Raw genomic sequence first — 22190 nt, 5'->3', positions numbered from 1 at the left:
ATTTACTGGGTTCTTTCTAACTTAGCATTATAATAACTCATTCCCCTCTATCTACCATCTCTGTCTATACGTTTCTTCTTGATGTTTTGTTTTGCATTTGCCTGTTCCAAATGCTTTGCAACTTCTATTGCTTCCTTGACCTTATTTTTTCCCAAAACAGCTACAACCCGATCCATATCATATGACACATTTAACAAAGCTACATTCTCTTTCTTTATAACAGATACTTCTTCTCGCAACCGATCTACACGATTTTCAAGATCCAGGTTTCGATCTGATAGCTTTTGATTTTTGCTTTTCAGTTCTAAATATTTGCTATACAATGCCTGTATCATGTTCGCAACTTTTTTCACCAAAGGAAATATTCTCTTCCTGTAAGATTTTGCAGACTCTAAAGTTCCGGCTTCTGGCAGCCATTCTTCCGGATAATATCCATACTCACGTGCATGTGAGTCAACAAGTCCAGCTTTTGAATTTAGTGCAGAAAATCGTTTTTCTAACACTTCTGTCTTTTTAATTACTGCATCTCTCTCTTTTTCTACCTGTTCTTTTTCCTTTTGGATCTCATCCACACATTCGCTGATATCATGCAAATCATGTTCCAATAAATTCTTATGTTCCGTTAATTCTTCTACTTCCTGTTCTCGAACCTTTTTCTTGTAATCCAACACAGAAAGATGTGGTTCATGAGTTCCTTTCTGCTCCCATTCTATCTCATTTTCCCTCATGACCATGGCTAATTTTTCCTTTTCTGATTGTACCCATTGATTTAGCTCCGTCTCACTTCTGGAACCACCTTTAAATCCTAATGACGATAAGGCTTGTTTTAAAGATACTCTTGTATCAAGTCCTCGCTTACTTCCTGTAACATAGGGAATAAAATCAATATGTAGGTGTGGTGTTGCTTCGTCTAAATGCAGATGAGCAGCAAATACTCGCAACGTAGGATTCCGTTCTTGAAATCCTTTCATGTATTCATCTAATATCTTTGCAGCAAGCTGTCCCTCCATCGTTTCTGATCCCATATTGTCTTTATCACCGATCTGAAGGATAACCTCATGAAATAATTTTTCTTGTTTCCCGGAACGTATCTTTTCATAGTAATCATCTATCTTACGATCTTTTCGAGTCTGTTTATCGTTGTAACGTTTCAAGGCTTCGTCAAATAATTCATGATATACGTCTTTGATATCTTCATTACAATATTCAACGTTCCAATGGGTTCTGTTCGGATCCGTATTCTTTGCATGAAATTTTCTACTATTATGGTTCAGGGAGCCTTTTCCTGTCATAAAACTAATCGTCCTCTTCAATAAATCTCCTTTCATTCATTTTAAAACGCCAGATATGGCGATTATGTTTTGTTACTTTTGTCAAAAGTAACGCAAAAGCACTTTCGACAGCCTAACGTCCATCAAAAGTACCCTTGCGCCCTGCCGGGAGCTTTCAAATCAGCCAGTACTGTATCGGCTACACCCTACAGCAATTCTCCTTGTTTGGTATGATACAGGTGCGTGCCACGCTCCTGTTCTATATTCCCAAAACAAACATCACCATCGATAACTGGCTGACACTCCACGCTTATCTAAATATTCCTGTCGTGCTTTCTCCTGCTCTTCCTCAGAAGGAGCAGTCTTATACTTCGTATAGAGTTCATGTCTGACTAATGCATCCAATTTTTCTTCCAAGCCATTTCGAATATCTTCTTCATACTGATCATCTGAACCCAAATGATAAAAGATCAATTTTCGAAACAGTTCATAATCAATCTGTACTTTTTTCATCACTTCACTCCTTTTTAATCAAGGTGGCAAGATTCCCTATTCTTTAAGATATGGTAATCTTGCCATCTTCCTTTACTCTTCTTGTAACATCCAGAACCATTTATTTCCTATCTTCACAGAATCAATCTGTAATTCCTTCTTCGCATTCCAAAGTGTTTTCTTTTTAATTCCTCGTTCTTCTGCTTCTTCCGCTATTTTTGCCTGTTCCATTGATCCATTTGCTAAGATCTCTTTTAAAAATTCTTTCGCACTTCGGATCTTTTGCCCTCGCCCATCACCAGACAATAAGTCCTCTGCACTGATGTCATATTTTCCAATCCAATGAAATCCTTTTTCTTTGTCTAATCGAAAGGCGATAGCATCTCCTTCCGGAGCAAGAGAACTCTTTACATGACAGATCACTCGGATTTCCGGTTCATCTTTCACTCTTCCAACAATCAACACGCTTCTTGCTGCCGCTTGAAAGTCAATAGAACCCAATCCACGATAGGATGATTTTCCATTACTATTTTTATTCATATGACCGATCAGAATAATGGCACATTGATATTTTTCTGCTAATACAGAGATTCTTTTCATCAATGGGCGAATCTCATTTGCCCTATGCATATCAACACCAGCCCCTAGAAAGCTTTGAATTGGATCTAATACTACAAGTCTTGCTTTCGTCTGTATGATCGCTTCTTCCAGCCTTGCATCTACCATTGTTAATGGCTGATCCTGGTCATCAATTACCAAGACTCTGGAACAATCTGCCCCTGCCGCTAACAATCTTGGTTTGATCGTATCGCCCAGTCCATCTTCAGCTGTTTGATAAATCACATTGATTGGCTCTACACCTGTCTCTTCAGATTTTCCTTCGCTTGTCTCACTTAATATTGCTTCTCCTTTTGTTAATTTTGCTATGATCTGCAACACCACAGTAGTCTTCCCCTCTCCAGGATCTCCCTGAATAATGGTGACCTTCCCATATGGTATGAAGGGATAAAAGAGCCATTCGATTTCTTCCACTTCAACCTGATCCATGTGGATCAATTTCAGGCATGGTTCTGCCTTTTTTACTTCTCTATAATTATCTTCCATTTCCACCTCCTGCCCAACCGGGCAAGTCCCTGGCAAACAGAATTTAACAATTGTTGCAACAACAATTTTGTTATATACTCAAGTTGTTAAGGTGATATATCAGTTATTCTGATGATCAGGGAACTTGCTCAGATTATTTCTGGGCTTTTTCTTTTTTCCTTCTTTCATAGTTTCTTTCTTCTGCAAATGCATTTAATATCTCCAACATTGTTCGAATAGGTGTAAACAACTCTTCATCGGCATCCTCTAATGTAGTTAACCTTTTTAGTTCCTCTTCAATCCCTCGAAGCTGTTTTCTAAACTGTACTAACATCAACGGATTTCCTACTGCTGTGACTTTTTGATGTAAAACACTTTCAATGATATATTCTTGTCTCGTCTGGTATCCACAAATCTTTACTCTTAAATCTAGCTCTTTATTTTCTTCCGGAGACATTCGAAACGCTATGGTCACATTACGCCACCGATTCTTGTTATCCCTATTTTTTTCACTCATCCAGATATTCCTCTCTTTCCTGATTTAGATTTTCCGCCATTTCTGTTTGGATTGTCGGGAATAAATGCGCATATCGATATGTGATTTCCACACTTTCATGCCCTACCCTTTCTCCAATTGCCACCGCAGAATATCCCATATTAATCAACAATGACACGTGAGAATGTCGTAAATCATGGATTCGTATTCTCTTCACTCCTGACAACTTCACACCACGATCCATTTCATGATGAAGATAGCTTTTTGAAATTTGGAATATCCTGTCATTTTCATTTAAACCATACAGCATTCCTATATACGCTTCTAATTCTTCGCTTAAAAATTCCGGCATGGTGATCATACGATTACTCTTCACAGTCTTAGGATCCGTAATAATATCCTTCCCCTCTAATCTTTGATAAGACTTATTGATCCGGATAGTACAAGCCTGAAAATCGAAATCTGCCGGTGTCAGTGCTAACAACTCTCCCATACGCACTCCACACCAATATAAGATTTCAAATGCATAAAAGGAGATTGGCTTATCCGCCACCGCTTCAATGAACTTCATATACTCTTCTTTTGTCCAGAAAAGCATCTCTTTTGTTCTTTCTTTTCCCATAGATCCTGCCTTGCGTGCAGCATTGCTTTTCAAATCATAGAAATTAACTGCATGATTCAAAATTGCACTCAGCTGATTATGGATGGTCTTTAGATAGACCTGTGAATAGCCTTCTCCTTGTTTATTTCGATAGTTCATCATGGTGTTCTGCCACTGTCGAATATCGGAAGGTTTTATTTCCTGCAACTTCTTTTTCGAAAAATATGGGAGAATCTTTTTTTCTACAATATGCTTTTTCGTCAGCCAGGTATTATATTTGATTCTGGATTTGATATCATTCAGATAAAGATCTACAAAATCTTCAAAATACATATCCAGACTCAAATTCTCCTTTAATTTAAACGCTCTTTCCCATTCCTGGGCATCACATTTGCGTTTAAATCCCCTTTTCGTCTTCTGCTTTCTTACGCCAGTCCAGTCCTTATAATAGGTTCTTACCTCGTAAGTATTTGACTTTTGGTTTTTGATTACTGTCAAAACATCACCTCCTGCTATTTCATTTCGTTCATACCGTAAACTCGTTCTTCAAAATATTTACGGCTGATTTTTCCTTTGACAACAACGAAACCTTTTTGTTCCAATTCCGCATTTAACTGACGGATCAAACGATACGCATAGGAATCAGATACTTCTAATTCTTTCGCTACTTCTTTTGCTGATATAAATAATTTACTAGCCATCTGTATCCCTCCTTTCTTTTTCCAGTTCATTATCGAACGGTGTATATGCATCATAACATTTCATTTCCGTACTGTCAATAGAATAATTTCAAAAATGAACGGTTTATTTTTATATTTCATTTTTGAACTGTTTATGCTATACTTTTAAGTAACAATCAGCAAAGGAGTGTTTTCTTATGACAGTAGGTGAGAAAATAAGAAAATTCCGGATCGATCAAGGATATACACAGAAAGAATTGGCAATCATGTCCGGCTTGAGCGAATCGGCAATTAGAAATTATGAACTTGGGAATCGTTTTCCATCATCAGAACAATTGGAAAAAATAGCAAACTCATTAAAGATCAGTCCATACGCCATGTCTGATCCAAACTTTGATACTTATGTTAGTGTCATGCACGCATTATTTGCTTTAGAGGATCAATATGGTCTGCACGCCTACCGGGATGAATCCGGCGTACCACAACTCATGTTTAAAGACAAAGGACATGATTCTTTAAATATGCTGGATAATATTGGAGCATGGGCTGATATGTACCAGAAATTCAGAAATGAAGAGATTACAGAAAAAGATTATTTAGACTGGAAAAGTCAATTCCCAGCTAAATAAAAAGAAATTATTTACAATAATATTAAAAAAGTATTGTCATTTGATTGTCAACGGACATAGAAAGAGCCAAGAAAGCCCGTAAAATAGGCATTTCTTGGCTCTAATATATTATTCAAACTCCAGACAGACAGTAAGCAATATAAACCAAAATCATTGATTTTTCGGGGTTTTCTGGCTCTGTGAAACAAACTAAAAAGATAAAATGAAATATAAAAATGCAATAAAAATGCAATGAAGTCTAACGGTGCATGTTCGCTGACTTCATCATAATACCTAAGCGAAAAGCACTGATTGGGGGAACTTAGTATTTACTGGGTTACCCCTTTCATTTTGAAAGGAGATCATTATGGATTATCAATTAGAATTAAAACAAATTGTGGATTTTCCACGCTGCCGAATTTACCGGGAATTTATACAGACACTTATGAAAGACAGAAGCATCCGTACCAACGGAGGTTCCTGTCTTTTTTATTTTCTCATTTTATGTTCTTATGCAAATTACAGTTCTTCTTATCGGAACATCGAACACCTTACTTACAAAGTTGTTCCTGGTGAATGGATCTGCACTCTTAAAGAACTTCAGACTCACTTTCGCCAAAAATTCCAGCACCAGGTCATATCCATACTGGATACCCTGGTTGAACAAAACCTTTTAACCTACTCACTGCACGAAAAAAATAAGATTATCCAATACAAGATAAAAGACTGGCCAAAAGACAATACTGCCCTTTCCTATAATTATCCGTGTAAAAAAGACATCGGTTTTTTCTTTTTTCCAATCGCAGATGTACATAAACTAATCGGACTAGGAAAATGTTCGGAAATGGATGCTCTTTTGGATCTTTGGATTCATGCAGTCTATAATGATTCATCTGTACAAGGCTCTGATGCCGGTCCGGTAGTATATTTTCGCAATCAGACTGGAAATCCCTTGTTCAGCTATCAGGAACTTGCAAGACGTTGGAAACAGTCGAAATCTTCTGTATCCCGTCTGCTAAAAAAACTTGAAGATACCGACATGATCACACTGATTTCCTATTCCGGGAAACATGGCAGCATGGTATATCTGCGTAATTATCTATCTGTTATGTTTAATATCAGCGATGTCATGATTGATAAGGAGGAAATTGCCATGAAAATGCAACTGCCAATACATATAACCGAAGACACCTTGCCTGTCAAAAACAATTCTGAATGCGTTTCAGAATCTATTACTGACGAGCAAATCATCGTTTCACAGGAAGGCTCCTGCGTTCCAGAATCACACATTAAAACCATTGTTCGCAAAGTCGCTGAAATACTGGAAATACAAGGCATTTCTTGCTGTAGATGCCCTAAAACGAAGTATATATTATCTCCATTATCAGCCTGCAAGGATAGTATATATCTATATTCACTACGTATTATCTGCCCCTGGGGAAACGCTGCTTATCAATTTGAATTAAAATTAAAACCTGAAACTCGCAATGTGCCCAAGGTTCCTGCCCATACTCCGCCCTTACGACATACCTCTCCCGATTTTTCAGAAATTCCAGAAGCTTTATTGAGAGGAGGCGATGTATAATGGCAAAGAAAAATTACCATCCTGTTTCCGCTGAAGTGGAAAATAATCCTTTGTACCATGATACCTATAAGCTACTCCGGTGCTACCGGGACTCTACTTACAGTCTGATGGTTGCTGTCCGGCAAGTAGAAATTCAGTTCCAACTGGAATACAACACCAGCGTAGACGAATTCCTGGATTCTATCTATGCTGCAGGAGCAGATCTGGGAGACAGCCAGATTGAAGAATGGGCAAAAAGCATTGCCCGCAGCAACAAAATGATAAAGCTACTTCTTTCTTCCGTGGATTTACTCCGGAGAAATCACAAACATGGAGAAGAATATTACTGGATTTTATATTATGCCTTTCTCTCTCCACATGAACTGAAAAACACAGAGGAAATCCTGGAAGAACTCGAAAAGCACGTTCCCAGCATTTCCTACCGAACTTATTACCGGAAAAGGCAGGCTGCTATTAGCGCTCTTAGCAGCATACTATGGGGATTTTCTGCAAAAGGGACACTGGAAACTTTGAATAAGTTTTTCCCGAATTGAATTTTTATATTTTCACATAAGCACTCATAAACAAATGTGTACCTATGTGAAAATTCCCAGCACTAGAAAATTTCCATACAATTCTCTCCCTAAAACACAATTCAAATCAAAAAATATTTTTCATTGCTATAACTATATACATTTGTTATAATTTGTGAGAAAACAACTGTTTGTAAAATGAAAGAAATAATCCCATCTGCATTACTAACTATGAACAAATTAAACTTAGAAAGGATTGAACAAAAAAGACTTATGACAATAAAAAATGTAGTCGAACCGTTAATAACTATGATTAAATTTTTATGGCAATGGAAACCCGCAAGATTTACATCCTTATTTATGCTCATTATGTTACTTGTTACTCCCCTATTTACATATCCTACTGGCTATATATTTATTTTTATATTACAGATGATTGCATTTATTATCTGTATTCCAACTACAGCAGCTATTTCAAGTTTGGAAAAAGGAAAACATCTTTTAACCAAAAATTTTTGTTTTTCTATTTTATGGTTTGCTGCTAGTGTTGTGCTTATAGAAGCTAATACCTTTAACTCCTGTAATTTTGATTTTATTAAATTCATACAGTATTATACATCATTTCTATTCATCTTTGCGGCTTGTCTCATACCTGATTCTTTCTCTACTTATGATCCGCAAACCAAAAAGAATCAGAAAGAATTTGAAGAAATGAAAGAAAAAATATCAACTCTTGAGAAAGAAGTATTCAAACTAAAAAAAGCTTGATAAAACAAAAAGTAATTGAAAAGGATACCAATTGAGTATCCTTTTGTTTTTATACTTTCGCTTTAATATTCCAGAATATTTTTTTTATATCCCGGTATATATTGACATTCATCCGCAAGCGTACTATGATATTTATGTTCCGGAATATATTTTTTACATTCACCATTTTACTTTTCTCAAACCAGAAAGGAGTACAAATGAACCAAATATTACAAATTAATTTAGCATCACCCCAAAGTACGGCCTATCAAAATTTCAAAGAAATAAGAGAAGCTGTATATAACGCATCTCTTAGACTCTACAGCAAACATGGCGTTCAAATTAAGGATGTTCAGACTGTTGGAGAGCAAGTAATCATGCATGTTATGATTCCCGATGAAATAGCTTCGAACTTTCAACTAGGATATCATCTTAGAGGAGTTAGTGCATATCTTATGAAACACTATAAAGAAAAATATTCAAAATTGCTTGTTGCAAAAAAATTACTAACATACACCGTAATTCCTATGCAGACATATACTAATGAAACAGAATTGACAATGAATGAACGTTTTTCTGCAGGCATCCATTTTTTAGAATTACTAAAAAATACTGATGAAACTTCTATGGCTAAAATAAGAAGAATCTTGAAGATTTTACAGGAGGATTAACATTATGGGTACTTACCACTACCACTATAAATTGATTGCTACACCTGCCAATCCATCTATCCATATTGCAAATTACGCAAAATACTTTAATAAAATTAAGCAAGACTTTAACAGTCGAACGGTTACAAATCCAAAGAAACTTAAAGGCATAAAACTATCGAAGTCTATGAATAATACAATTGAACTAGATCTTTGGTGTAAAAACAAACTTTGCCCGGGTCGTGAACTTTTAGGAATAAGACGTGTTTCCGAAGCATTAGCTGACATTGATTCTAGATTTATTATTGGTAAATCCCATGTATTAGTATCGGCTTAATAATGAGTTGAAAGTGATAGGTGATTAACACTTCACCTATCATTTTCTAATAATTGAGCGTGTCGTCAATACCTACTCGTTAAAACAGCTTTTGTATTATTTCATACAGATTGGGGATTTCCTGTAAAACTTTTTTACCTACCAACTTACCTTTCCTCATTCTATTTCGAATCATTTTTTTCTTGTTCTTCAATATTTCTTAATTCTTTCTTCCTACTCCTTAACTTCTTTTTTACTTCAAACAAACCTACACAAGCAATAATCACAGTAATAACCCCCATTCCCATACCAGAAGTAATATCCTTAATTATATTTGTCGAAGAAGATAATGCTACTCCCAATAAAACGCCATATACCATGGCTACAAAAACATCAGAAAGAATTGATTTGAACCGATGTTCGTGAAATATTTCATTATACTTATTCTTCCATCCTTGTTTTACCTTTTGCAATTCTACTTTTCCATTTGTAGCATCATCTAATAATAACGTAAAAGGTACATAAGCTCCTATCAAAACACTAATTGTTATATTTGAAATTTCTAAAGCCAATGCCAAATGATCTCGATATGCAATAAAAAAGCCTGATATGCAAGCTCCTACATACGCCATAAAAATATACCTTTTTTTATTACCTATATATAAATCGTTATCTTTAAAACTGAAAGAAAAAAAGTAATCCATAACCCAGATTAATATAAGTAATAGTATTGAACATATTACAGCGCTAAATCTACACCTTATTTGTAGTGATAAATAAACATATACATACGAAGATACGAACATAAGTAATACATAAACGAGTTGCTGTACTGGACTTTTGATTTTATCCACAAATTTAAAAATCCAGTAGTTTTTCATATAAACACAATAAATAAAACCTATTGCAAGTATAATAGTAACAGCATAAGATATTATAAAAGCAACCTTCATACATTTCTCCTTTGTCACGTTTACTTAATACAATCTGTATCCTTTTTGCTTCAACTGGAGTATTTATAAAATATAATTTCTACTTTCAATAAAAATCAAAATAGAAAATACACTTCTTTCTCCAAATCTTTTCTACTCTATAACTTAATGGGCATTGCTACGTCAAAATACAGAGACGAATGACTTTTCATCGCCTGTCCGATAATGTGGAAATCACATTTTAGATATAATTTGTGTACCCTAAATTTTTATTTCTACGAGGATATTAGTAAATGCTGCTACGCACTGTAGATATGGCAAGGCCCCGACAAATATCTACATAGAAATGTATTAATGGTCAAGCACAAAATATGATTTTCGAATACCGGAACTCTGGTTTGACTACTATTCTCATTTATTTTACGCTTGAGATAAATAAAAATTAAAGTTTTCTCATTTATTCTCTCCTCTAACATATTTCATTTAGATTGTAACTGTGCATTGGCAATTTCATTAATGATTCTTCTCTATGTTCCGAAAACACAACTACTGCCCCTCTTAACGAAAATTCAATTAAAACTTCCTCTATAGTATGATTCCAAACATTTTCAAACATTTCATGCAAAATAATAATGTCTGCTTCTTGAAGAAACGCCACTAATATTTCTAAACAGTATCTCTTACTTCTATCCAATCCTCTAACCACTTCATCTTTACAATCGAACAACTCCCCTAATCTTAAAAACCCTTCAATCACATAATCTTTGTTTATAATTGAACCTACATTTCTATATATATATTGAAATACTGTAACATTATCCTCCGGCTTCACGTTTTTCAGTTCAATCTCTCTTATTCTTTTTGTTTTTCCATAACATTTTATAATGTCTGTTATCTTGCGCTCTTGTTTAATATTACAATTATAAAACCCAACTATGTCTTTCGAATTTATGCGGAACAACTTATCTTCTTTGTCATTTTTACTAATCTTTATTTCTATCATCTATTCCCTCAACTCCTATAATCAATGGCAATTCTGGCATCGTATATTTTAATAAAGCATATGCAATTCCTGACAAACCAGTCATAAAACCTGGATTGTATAATTCTGTTGGTAATACATTTTGATCATTAAGAAATTCCAGAATCTGTTCAAATCGAGAATCACAAATACTTCTTACCTGCTTATCATCAAAAATTTCTGCATATCTTTTTAAAATCAACAAATTTCCCATGTTTCCATGGCATAGGCAAAAACCTGCATGTAACCCATCTTCAATTAATTTATTTTTAGCAAGGCTTATGTCTTTAATAACTTGCTGAAACAATGCAGTTTCCCCTGAATTTTTTATGGCATTGTATAAGGTTAATCTGGATAGCAGGATACCCGCTGCTCCATGACACCACGCTATTGGCTGATCTCTATTCTGATCTTCCTCTGGAAATTTTCTTAAATCTGTCCAATTATTATTCTTTTCTGAGTATAAAGAATTTTCATATTCTACTAACCTAGAAAGTACTCTCAAATATTTCGCCTGTGGATATACCTCATATAATCTTGAAAACATTTCTATAAAGCCACTGTTTCCATGTGCAAAACCTGCCAATACTTCAGGAACCACCTCTGATTTCCAACCGACTTTCCCTTTATCAGTAACCATATCCTCAATTAATTGTTCTGCTATTTGTATAGCTTTTTGTAGATAAGTAGGCGTTCCTGTTTTTTTATACATATTAATTAGAACCAATACTATCCCGGAATTCCCCGAAATCAAATCGAACAGACAATCTTCTGAGATAATTGTTTCCATGCAGCTTAGCCATTTGTCAAAATATAACTTATACTTAGAATCATCATATATTTCATATAAAATATTTAATGCATATAGAATCGAACCCTCACCACAAAAAACTCCTGTGTTAAATTCTGCAATACTCTTTTTTCCGTCACTTATAGTATCTATATACCGCAATATACGATTATCTAACACATCACAAATTTCATGATATTTCTTATCTTGATATATCCTTTCGTACAAATGAAATACCAAATTAATCCCAACCGTGCCATCATATAATGTATTCGGTAGTGCCTGGATCATCCACTGATTTTCTTTTATTCCAAATAACTTTACACCAATCCAGTTAACATCTGTCCCATCTTCACTATAAATCGCATTTGTTCCTATTTTACATAGCAACTCTTTTGCCAATTCTTCTGCCGTTTTGAATATATTATTAGAAAGAGCCGGTTTTAACCTTTCATTCTTTATTTTCCTTGTTCCTGCATTCTCCATATTAAAAGTAATTTTTATATATTGAATCTGCTGTTCCAAATTTTTATAGGACAAGTACTGTATATTTTCCTCAATTTGCTGCAAAGCAGTCTTACTAAAGAAATTCTTTACTTCTCTACCATCCCAAGTATAAATGCTTTTTTTATTCCCACGAAAATAAAAATATGGTATATCACCGCTTAGTAGATCTTCAATCTCATGTTCAATAAGTAATTTACTATTTTCATTTTGTAAATTTCCGTTTATCAGAGAATAGAAAAATAAATTTCGTGCACCTCCATCCATCAATAATTCAGGATGATATGAACTACTCAACACAATTACATACTGCTGTGTATTTCTAATCAAATACCTTACCTCTAACTCACTATATTGTTGTATGATTTTCAATAGCGTTTCTGTATGTTCCATTGCTCCCAAGTATGCACTCTTAAACCCTTGGATAATTTTATCCGCAAATTCAGAAGGTTGGATAAACTTTCCTTTCAGCATTGCTAAATTATGATTTCTTTTCGATACTGGATAATCATAGACAACTCTCATATTTACAGATTTCGGATTAATAATAAATGGAATTTTTATCGGAAATTTTTGTCCCTCTTCTCCACTAATAGCACTCATATTAATTCCTGCATCTCCAGCATTATTCCAAGAATAAAAAGGCAGTATTCCAGAATATAACACCGATTTTCTTAAAAGATTAGAGACTTTCTCTGTTGCACTTTTTCCATTATCACCTTCTATATTTCCTATAAATGTCTCTGCGTCAATAATTACCGGATATTCATTACATGCAATGAGATTTTCAAAATGAATATCTCCCCCTTCTAAAAGATAGTTTATAAACAAGATAACTCCTATTCTTTGATAATATCTTGAAAGTTCTTCTGTGGACTCACAATCTTTTTGTGTTACAATCTCACACCAGCCATATTTTCCTTTATCAAGAATACAGTACTCATAACTTCCCAAATTACATATTTTATAGAAATAATTGGTTATTTCTTGTAGCTTAATCTCGTTTTGCAAACATCGTGGTTTATACAAAATCTTTTCTCCCGATACAAATTCCACACAAAATACTCTTCTGCCGTTTTTATGAGAATCAGAAAAATCTGTCGATAGATGCTCTACAATAAAAGCGCTTTCAACAATATTAAATTCTCTCATTATTTCATTTGCGTCTGTATCAATTCGTTCTATTACTTCTTTGTAAATATCTATTGTATTTTGTATGATTTCATTTATCCTTCTTTCCAATACTGGGTAAAGTGAAAAAAAATCATTCAAATATTGTTTATCTTTTAGAAAATGGTCAATGTAATACTGGTATTGTTCAAATTCATTTCCCTCTAACAATCCTTCTTGACCACATATATACATTTCATAAATCAAAGTTCTTATACAGAGATTATTAAGTAAATTAAATAAGGATTTTTGAAAATCAACTAAAATTGATTCTTTAATATATCTTTTTTGAGTTACCGTTTCCCTAAGCTGTTTATTAGCTACTTGCACAAAAGGATCATAAAACGCTCCAAAAATCATTTCATCACACTCATGCCTACACGTCTCTCTTTTTGAGGACATTTCCACAAAATTCTGGTGCTGACACTTCTCATGACTGCTAAAGGAACAATTGTTTAGAAAACCAAAAAAATACTCAAGGTGGTTTTTCTTTACATACTGTAAACCTTCCTCCTTCAGTATTTTTTTCCAATACTCCAAAGATTCCATATTTATTTCAGACGGGTTAACATTATATACACGTTCAGATAAATAACTAGATTTTTTCATTATATTTTCCTTCCTATAAATTTTGACCCTAGTTCTAAAATCAACTTTAATTAGTTAGCAACAAGCGAGTGTAAAAATACTTCCGCATTCAACAGAAATTGTGCAAACCACACCTGATGAACCTAAACTGTCAACTTTGTTACTTGTCAAATCTGCTGCTTCTAATTCTGTCAAAAGATTTCCAGCCGGATTGTTATATTTCATATTTGTTCTGTCAAATTTTCTCATAATATCTACCATCCTTTCTTTAGAACTAGGGTCTTTCGATACCTAAGTATCTTGATTTCATTATAGTCCTTCTCAAAAATTAGTCTTTATTTTTTGTATAAATTGACATTTTTTCTTCCTAATTGGTTTTCTACATTCCTTATTTTTTCCTAAGTATGTCTCAACTTGGCACACTTCTGCGATTGAAGGGTAATTTTACCCATGTTACAATAGGTATTGCTTATAGTATTCCTATTTTTTCCAGCACCTTAATCGGTGCTTTTTTTGTACCTGTAAACCTTTCGCTGACAGCAGCCAATACTTACACAGTACGTACAGTGTACTTCCCCTAAAATAGAACGTATTCTGTACGTACAGCGTAGGTAGAACTTCCTATTATAATATGAAGGGAAATAACCATGAAAACAAGAAATGAAATCTATCAAGGGGAAGGGGCTCAACTGCTCCGGTTCATCACAACTTACCACACACTGCAGTATGAACAGGTTTTGAGGCTCTTTCCCAAAAACAGAGATTCTATCAAATCTCTGATTACCAGTCTGGTAAAACAAAAACGAATTGTCCATGATAAAGAAAATGGTATTCTCTGCGACAGTCAAGAGTCTGCAAACACCCCTGATTATGGCATGATTGCCTCTTTCTGGGTGCTTTTGGACTTCAAAAAAGCCATTGTATACCATACTGACGGTGAATTTCCGATAAAACTGAACTTTTTCTCTAAAGATGAGTGGTATGAAGTCCTCTATGTTCCCCAGGAACAGGAATATCTTATCAACCATGTTATGGAAAGCCAGCCAAAGAACGATGCGAAACGTCTGGTTGTATTGGAAAAAGAAGAACAGGCTGCAAAACTTCACATTAAAGGTGTAATTGCCTTCTGCCTTGTGGATTCTACTACCGGATCTGTCAGCTATTATGCAAAGAAATGAGGTATGTATGAACACCAAAACTGTTTTTAACCGTTTACAGAGCATTGATGATGAAGTCCAGAAACTTCACAACACTATTTTTGCATTGAAAACAACAGATATTCAAGCGTATGCAGATAAATACGAAGAGCTGAGTATCAGTGCTGCCCTACGCTCTGAAAGGATCGCCTGTCAGCTCAGAAATCTGGTATATACCACAACTGATACTAGAAAGGCAGACTATCTGAAACAAGCCGCTGCTGTGCAGGGAATCAAAATTTTTTTTTCAAATAGTGTTCTTTCCATTACCATGCCAGGGCTACTGCCCAAACGTAAATTGCGAACCAACACCGCTTTTCTACATGAGCCATTAAACCTTGCCTTGCAGACTTATGTAACCGAACACTACATTCCATTATATAAGAGATGTGTTGTCTGTTTCAGTCAAATTTATGACCAGAACCTTTCTTTACAGCGAATACGTGATTACGATAATTTGGAGTTTAAACAGATTTTAGATACTATCGCTTCCTATGTTCTGGTTGATGATACGGGACTCTTTTGCGACTCCTATCACACTACAGAACTGGGGAATTACGATCACACCGTTATCTTTGTAATGGAACCGGAAATCTTTCCTGGCTGGCTGAAAAATAGAAAATCGTCTATCAAAACCATATCGGAAATTTCCTGATATTTTTCTTTCTTTTTCCGATATAGGTAATTTTTCTGCAAAGAAGCCATATTCTTTGCATTTTTTATGCTTAATACCGCCCTTACTTTACCCAAGTATAGGCTGTCATAGGTAAAAATCGAACTGAGGTGATGCTTATTTGATAAAAACCGATTCTATAAAATATCAGCTTTTGGAAATGGTTGGACTATGTGGGGAATTCCCTTCCGGACAGCTTAACAGATTGATTGAGAGTGATTCCTATGCAGAGAAGGTGGTTACAGATTTAAAGCAGAGTAAGCTTATAAGAACACACTATAAAGATGGCCTACGAGGTTATCGCCTTACCAAACGGGCAAAAGAACTGCTGCTTTCGCAAAATTCCTGTCGTTTTCAAAACTATTTAACCGGAAATGCAGAAACCAACCTCATACGTAGCGAATTACCAAGACGGCTGCGACTTCATCAAAAAGCAGAAACCTATTTGACGCTTTCCCATGCTGGAATCCCATTCTTTCCAGATGAAAAGCCCCTGCTTTTTTCTGAATCCGGCGAAGCGGCTACGTTTCCTATGCGAAGCCTACCTCTGTTTTACTCTTCTAGGGAAATAAAAAATCTTGGAGCATCCACTACTAAAATCAAAAATTCCCGTAGTATGGGAATCCTGATGGCTCCTCACTGTGTCTATGCTGTTTATAATACCGGAAATACACTTCTAAAATGGGAATACAAAACGGAAGTCCGACTCAATGCTTTTTTGCAGCACTATCTTCAAGGACTTCCTTACCATGGCCCGCCTACCGTTTATGCCATCATGACCGGCAGTGATATGGATATGGCTTTCCGTCTCCTTACCAGTACCGGGGGATACAAAAAAACACTGTTCATGCTGGATACTGCGTATGAACACTTCTATTTCCTGCCCAATAACAGCTACGGAGAATACCTGCTCCGTTTATTGGTACAACCCCAGCGTATGATGCAGCTTAATCAGTTACTACTGTCCGACTGTTTTCCCCAGCGTGAGGATCTGCCAATTGAACATGATGGAATAGACAGCCAGGAAAACCCTATTTTGCTTGCGTATGATTTTGACATGCAGCGTATCAACCGCTTCAATACTGGATTAAATGTATATGGGCTATCCGGGAACCTGATTTGCTTTGACTTTCAGCTTCCCTGCCTGAAAAAATACCTAACTGCAGATATACATTTCTCCAGCATTGATTTTCAAAAGTTTAAAAGGAGGTTTTTCAATGAACCGTAAATGGTGGAAGTTCCTGTTTTTGCTTCCCATAAGCGTCTGCACTCTGTATGCCGGAGGATACGCAGCACAATTTATTAAAAACTATCAGGAATGGACTTCTGCTGGAAACTTTGCCGGCAACGGAACCTATCCGCAAGCAGCTTCTTTACACCCATTGGTCTGCTTTCATACTGCCCTTACCGATTTCCCATACAATTTGTATGGGATTTTTCTTTGCCTGGTTCTCTTTGGGCTTCTTACTTTTTTACTTATGCGTATGGGATATGACAGAAACGGGGAGATTAGTGACCATGACCGGAACTTAAATTACTCTACAAAAGGAACCTACGGTACATCCGGATTCATGACTCCAGATGAAATGATGAAAGTTTTGGAACTGACCGGAGATGTAAAGAAAAATAAAGGAACCATTTTAGGAAAATTAAATGGCAAAGCTGTATGTCTTCCATATAAGACACGAATGAATAAAAATATTGCCGTTTATGGTGCCAGTGGTTCCATGAAATCCAGGGCATTTGCCAGGAATATGATTTTCCAGTGTGTCGCCAGAGGACAGGAAGGCAACAACGCTTCCGGGGAAAGTTTAATCATTACCGATCCCAAAAGCGAACTCTATGAAAGCATGTCTGCTTATCTGGAAAACGAGGGCTATGTAGTAAAAGCATTTAATCTGGTCAATCCGGAAAACTCCGATAGTTGGAATTGTCTGGGTGAAATCAATGGACAGGAAACGATGGCTCAAGTATTTGCAGATGTCATTATCCAGAATACAGGTTCCGGAAAAGGAGATCATTTCTGGGATAATGCGGAGATGAACCTGCTAAAAGCCCTGGTTCTCTATGTGGATCAGGGCTTTCCGCCGGAAGCCAGAAATATTGGACAGGTTTATAAGCTGCTGACTATGAGTTCCGAAAAGGAGCTGAACAGTCTTTTTGATCTGCTCCCAGTGTCCCATCCAGCAAAAGTTCCTTACTGCATCTACAAACAAGCCAGTGATACCGTGCGAAGCGGAGTTATTATCGGATTGGGTGCCAGACTTCAGGTATTTCAGAATAAACTCATTCGGCAGATTACCTCTTATGATGAGATTGATCTGACACTTCCAGGGAAACAGAAATGTGCTTACTTTTGCATTACCTCAGACCAGGACAGCACCTTCGATTTTTTATCTTCCCTGTTTATGACCTTCATCTTCATCAAACTGGTCCGTTATGCAGATAAATATGGAGAAGAAGGAAAACTTCCTGTTGCTGTACATATACTGGCTGATGAGCTTGCTAACACCGGAGCTATCCTGGAATTGAATAAGAAGATCAGTGTAATCCGAAGCCGGAATCTCAGCATTTCCTGCATCTTTCAGAATTTACCCCAGATGCAGAACCGCTATCCTTATAACCAATGGCAGGAAATTATCGGCAACTGTGACACCCAGCTCTTTTTGGGCTGCACAGATGAAGTTACTGCTACCTTTATCAGTAACCGCAGCGGCGATGTAACCGTAGGGGTAAGCAGCGAAGCCAAGCAGCTCAATAGCTGGCGGGTATCCGACTATACACCAGAATACCGGCAGACAAAATCTATCGGCAAGCGGAAACTCTTAACACCAGATGAAATCTTGCGGCTCCCGCTTGATACTGCTTTGGTTATCCTACGTGGGCAAAAAGTCCTAAAAGTAGAAAAGTACGATTATACCCTGCATCCAGATGCCAAAAAGTTGACACCAAGAAAAGCATCGGAACACATACCTGAATGGCGCAAAAATGGGTCCTTGGAAGAAACAGATTATCGACCACAGCCCTCATTCGGATCAGCCAAAAGGAAACGTCGTTCATCTTCTGCGTCAATAGCAAAACAGAAACCACATTTTACATCCGAACCCGTTTATCAGGAACCTACTCCCGATGATTTTATGGAGGATTTACTTCAGGAAAATTTTATAGAAGATTCCCCCGACTCTGGCATGGTTCCTTTAGATAAAGATTCCATCATGTCATAACACAATTTGAAAGGAGATCATATTTATGGCAAACGAAACAATGAACCTGAACACCCCTATTTTAACTCTTGATTCCGATACTGTATTAGAAACTGCTCAATCAAAAGCGGATTTAATCTGGCATGACATCCAAAATGCCTATCGTACCCGGAAAATTCTCACCGGCATTCTGGGCGGTATTGAAAAGACCGAAGCCGGCAGCTTAATAGCAATTATTTACTATAAAGATTATCGGGCAGTCATCCCTATCTCGGAAATGATGATCAATCTGATCCAGGATGAAACTCATGATTACGGAGATCTCTCTCTTAGACAGAACAAAGTCCTTAACAATATGCTTGGTTGTGAAATCGACTTTGTAATCAAAGGACTGGATACCAAATCCAGAAGCATCGTTGCCAGCCGGAAAGATGCTATGCTGAAGAAACGTCAGATTTTCTATTTTGATCAGGACTCTTCCGGACAGACTAAAATCCACGAAGACCGTATTGTGCAGGCCAGAGTCATTGCCGTTGCTGAAAAAGTAGTCCGGGCAGAAATCTTTGGTGTAGAAACTTCCATCCTTGCAAGAGATCTGTCTTTTGACTGGCTGGGTGATGCCAGGGAACGATTCCAGGTAGGGGAACATATTCTGGTCCGGATCTTAACTATCCAGGGAGATTCCCCGGAAACGCTCTCCATCCATGCAGATGTAAAAAGCGTGGAAGGCAACACCAGCAAAGAAAACCTGAAAAATTGTCGGGTACAGGGAAAATATGCCGGCACGGTGGAAGACATCCACAAAGGAACTGTTTTTGTCCGGTTAGAATTGGGTGTCAACGCCATTGCTCACAGTTGCTACGACAGCCGCACCGTTGGGAAGAAAGATAAGGTGTCCTTTGTTGTGACACATATTGACGAAGATCGGAATGTTGCAGTGGGAATTATCACTCGGATTATTAAACAGAATTTATAAATAGATAGTCTCCTCTAAAAAAGAATTAAGAACATAGTACTCTCTATATAAAATTTTAAGAGTACTATGTTCTCTCTATATAAACCAAATTACAATCATCCAGGCATTTTGAAATCCTCTCGAATTATACTTCCTAAATCAAGGATTAGTATTATCTACTATATTTCTGGAAAAAAGTATATATGTCAGATAAAAATAAAGACTATAGACAAGAGCAAAAATTCCTAATGTTACCAATATATATCTTGGAATAACTCCTATCTTTAAAATATATTCTCCAAACATCTGATTTGCACCTAATGCTACTATTACAAATAAAATCAGCGGTAAACACATTGGAATTCCAAAGAATATTGCAAGTTCTTTGAATACCAGCCTTTTACAATTTGTATTATCTACTCCTAGCATTTGTAATATTTTATAATATTTACTACTATTTTTACCTCTTTCCAATTGTTCAAATGCAAGTAATGTCGCAGAAAAAATAATAAAAATGACACTCAAATACAAACCTATAAAAGCAAATGTTGTAAATCCTGTTAATGAATTTTTTATTCCCCATGCTTGCACTGATAAACTCATAGTAATTCTTTCATTTCCTACTATATCTATTTGTGGATTCCATTCATTTCTTATAAAACGGTTTAACTCACTTTTAAGTGATTCATTTCCCTCGCCAATAATATCTATGACTAGCCTTGATTTATGTGTTTCTAAGTTGTTTAAAATAATGTCTGGAACTACTAATGCATAACCATTAGTCCCTGTCATTCTATATTGCTCCATAGGTTCATCATATATTCTATTACAACTTCCTTCTAATTTCTTTCCCCCTATATCTACTACAGGAGCTTGTTTTATATTATTTCTTATAGTATCAATATATTTCCATGTATCACAATGTACGATATACTGCCCCTGCTCAAGATTAACCTTCTTTAGTCCCAATATTTCTCGTAATTTATTGTAATCGGATATTCCTAGTATATCAATCTTATTAGAGATATCCGGATATTCATATAAATTGTATTCAAAAGACTCCTTTACTTTCTCCCTATTACTAACATATTTTACTACTTCGTCAAAAGATTGAACTTTACTATCTATGGCAACTGCTACATCAAATGGATATTCTGATTTCAAATTTACTTTATATCCTTCACCCATAACTAATCCCGAAAATAACGTAACTAATGCCACTGACAATAACATTGATGTAACTGCCATTATTTTTCCAGCAGCTTTACATTTAGAAGAAATTTGTCCGTAAAGAAATAAATTCGTTTTTTTAAGCAACCATCTTGTTCTCTTTTTCATAATATAGGAATATATTTCCGGAAATAATTTATAAAAATAGAAAATCCCACTTAACAATAACAAAACACCTATAATCAAAAGAACAATCGCAAAATTTGTTTGGATACTAAATACCCTTTTTATGCAAAAAAGACCTCCTACTTCAAAAAGAACAATTAGAAGTAAACGACCAAGCATTTTCCCTTTCTTAATTTTTATATTTTCGTTTCTTATTTCATCATATAGCAGTGTATATATACTGCTCTTTTTTATATTAACAATTGAACTTCTAAGGCCAAAATAAAACATTCCAAAAAATAAAATTGTAGTTAAAAAAATAGCTTTTGCGGATATTTCTATAGAATACATGATTGGAAAACCAAATATACCTAAAGCCAAGTTTTTCAAAATAATAGATAGCCCCACTCCCAATATACATCCTAAAATAAAAGCTCCACTACCCATTAAAAAATTTTCGCACAAAAAAATTCTAATAATAGTATTTTCCTCCATTCCCATAAGAAAATACAATGCAATTTCTTTTTTTCTCCGTAACAGTACTAAATTAATTGCGTGTTTTATCATAAATCCACCTATTAAGGCTACGAATATTGATAATATACTTATACCCAAACTTAACATTTCCATATTTTCAGACATCACAATAATATCTTTCGAAAAAGATAATGTTAAAAACGAATACATCAACATAATGACTAATGTAACCGTTACAAAATAAATCAAATAATTTTTCCAATCACGAATAATATTTTTCTTTGCCAAATTAAAATACATTTTTC

The 22190-nt window shown here is 35.6% G+C and carries 22 protein-coding genes; 11 read left to right on the top strand and 11 right to left on the bottom strand.

Annotated elements, in window-relative coordinates:
- Window positions 1-47 precede the first annotated feature (47 nt).
- The 6 genes from CGC63_RS01495 to CGC63_RS01470 form a co-directional block, all read right to left on the bottom strand.
- A complete protein-coding gene (locus CGC63_RS01495) occupies window positions 48-1292 on the bottom strand; it encodes a plasmid recombination protein (protein ID WP_083429833.1) in 1245 nt (414 codons plus the stop codon).
- Window positions 1293-1550: 258 nt separating this feature from the next.
- Window positions 1551-1784, bottom strand: a complete 234-nt coding sequence (locus tag CGC63_RS01490; protein WP_003019356.1) for a hypothetical protein — start codon at window positions 1782-1784, stop codon at window positions 1551-1553.
- Window positions 1785-1856: 72 nt separating this feature from the next.
- Window positions 1857-2867 carry an AAA family ATPase gene (locus CGC63_RS01485; protein ID WP_003019357.1) on the bottom strand — a complete coding sequence of 337 codons (1011 nt, stop codon included), beginning with the start codon at window positions 2865-2867 and terminating at the stop codon, window positions 1857-1859.
- A gap of 133 nt (window positions 2868-3000) precedes the next feature.
- The gene (locus CGC63_RS01480; protein ID WP_003019358.1) at window positions 3001-3363 is read right to left on the bottom strand and encodes a plasmid mobilization protein; all 363 of its coding nucleotides are present in this window, start codon (window positions 3361-3363) and stop codon (window positions 3001-3003) included.
- Entirely contained in the window at window positions 3356-4441 is a 1086-nt protein-coding gene (locus tag CGC63_RS01475) for a site-specific integrase (RefSeq protein WP_089438657.1), read from the bottom strand. Before CGC63_RS01475 ends, CGC63_RS01480 begins: the two co-directional genes overlap by 8 nt.
- Before the next feature lie 14 nt (window positions 4442-4455).
- Entirely contained in the window at window positions 4456-4644 is a 189-nt protein-coding gene (locus CGC63_RS01470) for a hypothetical protein (protein WP_003019365.1), read from the bottom strand.
- Window positions 4645-4820: 176 nt separating this feature from the next.
- Here CGC63_RS01470 and CGC63_RS01465 point away from each other — a divergent pair, with 176 nt between their 5' ends.
- The 6 genes from CGC63_RS01465 to CGC63_RS01440 all read left to right on the top strand — a co-directional run bounded on the left by CGC63_RS01465 (window position 4821) and on the right by CGC63_RS01440 (window position 9062).
- Window positions 4821-5252 (top strand): helix-turn-helix domain-containing protein, encoded by a 432-nt coding sequence (locus tag CGC63_RS01465; protein ID WP_004223586.1) that lies wholly within the window; start codon window positions 4821-4823, stop codon window positions 5250-5252.
- A gap of 346 nt (window positions 5253-5598) precedes the next feature.
- On the top strand, window positions 5599-6816 hold the full coding sequence (locus CGC63_RS01460; protein ID WP_004223591.1) for a MarR family transcriptional regulator: 1218 nt from the start codon (window positions 5599-5601) through the stop codon (window positions 6814-6816).
- Window positions 6816-7349, top strand: a complete 534-nt coding sequence (locus CGC63_RS01455) for a hypothetical protein (protein ID WP_004223594.1) — start codon at window positions 6816-6818, stop codon at window positions 7347-7349. The genes CGC63_RS01460 and CGC63_RS01455 overlap by 1 nt, the downstream gene beginning before the upstream one ends.
- Window positions 7350-7526: 177 nt before the next feature.
- Complete coding sequence (locus CGC63_RS01450) at window positions 7527-8096, top strand: hypothetical protein (RefSeq protein WP_004223597.1); 570 nt, start codon at window positions 7527-7529, stop codon at window positions 8094-8096.
- Between the two features lie 197 nt (window positions 8097-8293).
- Complete coding sequence (locus tag CGC63_RS01445) at window positions 8294-8746, top strand: hypothetical protein (RefSeq protein WP_233447349.1); 453 nt, start codon at window positions 8294-8296, stop codon at window positions 8744-8746.
- A gap of 4 nt (window positions 8747-8750) precedes the next feature.
- Complete coding sequence (locus CGC63_RS01440; protein ID WP_004223602.1) at window positions 8751-9062, top strand: hypothetical protein; 312 nt, start codon at window positions 8751-8753, stop codon at window positions 9060-9062.
- Window positions 9063-9223: 161 nt separating this feature from the next.
- Here CGC63_RS01440 and CGC63_RS01435 read toward each other — a convergent pair whose 3' ends face one another.
- The 4 genes from CGC63_RS01435 to CGC63_RS01420 all read right to left on the bottom strand — a co-directional run bounded on the left by CGC63_RS01435 (window position 9224) and on the right by CGC63_RS01420 (window position 14295).
- A complete protein-coding gene (locus tag CGC63_RS01435) occupies window positions 9224-9994 on the bottom strand; it encodes a hypothetical protein (protein ID WP_004223606.1) in 771 nt (256 codons plus the stop codon).
- Window positions 9995-10442: 448 nt separating this feature from the next.
- Window positions 10443-10976 (bottom strand): hypothetical protein, encoded by a 534-nt coding sequence (locus CGC63_RS01430; protein ID WP_004223609.1) that lies wholly within the window; start codon window positions 10974-10976, stop codon window positions 10443-10445.
- Window positions 10957-14067 carry a type 2 lanthipeptide synthetase LanM family protein gene (locus tag CGC63_RS01425; RefSeq protein ID WP_004223613.1) on the bottom strand — a complete coding sequence of 1037 codons (3111 nt, stop codon included), beginning with the start codon at window positions 14065-14067 and terminating at the stop codon, window positions 10957-10959. The genes CGC63_RS01430 and CGC63_RS01425 overlap by 20 nt, the downstream gene beginning before the upstream one ends.
- 54 nt (window positions 14068-14121) lie before the next feature.
- On the bottom strand, window positions 14122-14295 hold the full coding sequence (locus CGC63_RS01420; RefSeq protein WP_004223616.1) for a plantaricin C family lantibiotic: 174 nt from the start codon (window positions 14293-14295) through the stop codon (window positions 14122-14124).
- Window positions 14296-14693: 398 nt separating this feature from the next.
- Between CGC63_RS01420 and CGC63_RS01415 the strand changes: the two genes are divergently transcribed.
- The 5 genes from CGC63_RS01415 (at window position 14694) to CGC63_RS01395 (ending at window position 20094) form a co-directional block, all read left to right on the top strand.
- Window positions 14694-15224, top strand: a complete 531-nt coding sequence (locus CGC63_RS01415; RefSeq protein ID WP_004223618.1) for a DUF5697 family protein — start codon at window positions 14694-14696, stop codon at window positions 15222-15224.
- Between the two features lie 7 nt (window positions 15225-15231).
- Complete coding sequence (locus tag CGC63_RS01410; RefSeq protein ID WP_039959582.1) at window positions 15232-15897, top strand: DUF6100 family protein; 666 nt, start codon at window positions 15232-15234, stop codon at window positions 15895-15897.
- 139 nt (window positions 15898-16036) lie between these two features.
- On the top strand, window positions 16037-17143 hold the full coding sequence (locus CGC63_RS01405) for a hypothetical protein (RefSeq protein WP_004223623.1): 1107 nt from the start codon (window positions 16037-16039) through the stop codon (window positions 17141-17143).
- Window positions 17133-19139 carry a VirD4-like conjugal transfer protein, CD1115 family gene (locus CGC63_RS01400; protein ID WP_004223624.1) on the top strand — a complete coding sequence of 669 codons (2007 nt, stop codon included), beginning with the start codon at window positions 17133-17135 and terminating at the stop codon, window positions 19137-19139. Before CGC63_RS01405 ends, CGC63_RS01400 begins: the two co-directional genes overlap by 11 nt.
- 25 nt (window positions 19140-19164) lie before the next feature.
- On the top strand, window positions 19165-20094 hold the full coding sequence (locus tag CGC63_RS01395; protein WP_004223626.1) for a S1 RNA-binding domain protein: 930 nt from the start codon (window positions 19165-19167) through the stop codon (window positions 20092-20094).
- A 138-nt stretch (window positions 20095-20232) separates the two neighbouring features.
- On the opposite strand, the gene CGC63_RS01390 is transcribed toward CGC63_RS01395, so the two are convergent.
- Entirely contained in the window at window positions 20233-22173 is a 1941-nt protein-coding gene (locus CGC63_RS01390; protein WP_233447350.1) for an ABC transporter permease, read from the bottom strand.
- Window positions 22174-22190 lie beyond the last annotated feature (17 nt).

Origin of the sequence: Blautia hansenii DSM 20583 (genome assembly GCF_002222595.2) — a bacterium.
Lineage (GTDB): Bacteria > Bacillota > Clostridia > Lachnospirales > Lachnospiraceae > Blautia > Blautia hansenii.
Note: the sequence above shows the minus strand (reverse complement) of the source record. Positions and strands in the feature narration are given on the sequence as shown.

What these genes read in the sequence shown, in the direction of transcription:
- CGC63_RS01495 (WP_083429833.1), bottom strand. Translation starts at nt 1,292, where the DNA reads ATGACAGGAAAAGGCTCCCTGAACCATAATAGTAGAAAATTTCATGCA.
- CGC63_RS01490 (WP_003019356.1), bottom strand. Translation starts at nt 1,784, where the DNA reads ATGAAAAAAGTACAGATTGATTATGAACTGTTTCGAAAATTGATCTTT.
- CGC63_RS01485 (WP_003019357.1), bottom strand. Translation starts at nt 2,867, where the DNA reads ATGGAAGATAATTATAGAGAAGTAAAAAAGGCAGAACCATGCCTGAAA.
- CGC63_RS01480 (WP_003019358.1), bottom strand. Translation starts at nt 3,363, where the DNA reads ATGAGTGAAAAAAATAGGGATAACAAGAATCGGTGGCGTAATGTGACC.
- CGC63_RS01470 (WP_003019365.1), bottom strand. Translation starts at nt 4,644, where the DNA reads ATGGCTAGTAAATTATTTATATCAGCAAAAGAAGTAGCGAAAGAATTA.
- CGC63_RS01465 (WP_004223586.1), top strand. Translation starts at nt 4,821, where the DNA reads ATGACAGTAGGTGAGAAAATAAGAAAATTCCGGATCGATCAAGGATAT.
- CGC63_RS01460 (WP_004223591.1), top strand. Translation starts at nt 5,599, where the DNA reads ATGGATTATCAATTAGAATTAAAACAAATTGTGGATTTTCCACGCTGC.
- CGC63_RS01455 (WP_004223594.1), top strand. Translation starts at nt 6,816, where the DNA reads ATGGCAAAGAAAAATTACCATCCTGTTTCCGCTGAAGTGGAAAATAAT.
- CGC63_RS01450 (WP_004223597.1), top strand. Translation starts at nt 7,527, where the DNA reads ATGAAAGAAATAATCCCATCTGCATTACTAACTATGAACAAATTAAAC.
- CGC63_RS01445 (WP_233447349.1), top strand. Translation starts at nt 8,294, where the DNA reads ATGAACCAAATATTACAAATTAATTTAGCATCACCCCAAAGTACGGCC.
- CGC63_RS01440 (WP_004223602.1), top strand. Translation starts at nt 8,751, where the DNA reads ATGGGTACTTACCACTACCACTATAAATTGATTGCTACACCTGCCAAT.
- CGC63_RS01435 (WP_004223606.1), bottom strand. Translation starts at nt 9,994, where the DNA reads ATGAAGGTTGCTTTTATAATATCTTATGCTGTTACTATTATACTTGCA.
- CGC63_RS01430 (WP_004223609.1), bottom strand. Translation starts at nt 10,976, where the DNA reads ATGATAGAAATAAAGATTAGTAAAAATGACAAAGAAGATAAGTTGTTC.
- CGC63_RS01425 (WP_004223613.1), bottom strand. Translation starts at nt 14,067, where the DNA reads ATGAAAAAATCTAGTTATTTATCTGAACGTGTATATAATGTTAACCCG.
- CGC63_RS01420 (WP_004223616.1), bottom strand. Translation starts at nt 14,295, where the DNA reads ATGAGAAAATTTGACAGAACAAATATGAAATATAACAATCCGGCTGGA.
- CGC63_RS01415 (WP_004223618.1), top strand. Translation starts at nt 14,694, where the DNA reads ATGAAAACAAGAAATGAAATCTATCAAGGGGAAGGGGCTCAACTGCTC.
- CGC63_RS01410 (WP_039959582.1), top strand. Translation starts at nt 15,232, where the DNA reads ATGAACACCAAAACTGTTTTTAACCGTTTACAGAGCATTGATGATGAA.
- CGC63_RS01400 (WP_004223624.1), top strand. Translation starts at nt 17,133, where the DNA reads ATGAACCGTAAATGGTGGAAGTTCCTGTTTTTGCTTCCCATAAGCGTC.
- CGC63_RS01395 (WP_004223626.1), top strand. Translation starts at nt 19,165, where the DNA reads ATGGCAAACGAAACAATGAACCTGAACACCCCTATTTTAACTCTTGAT.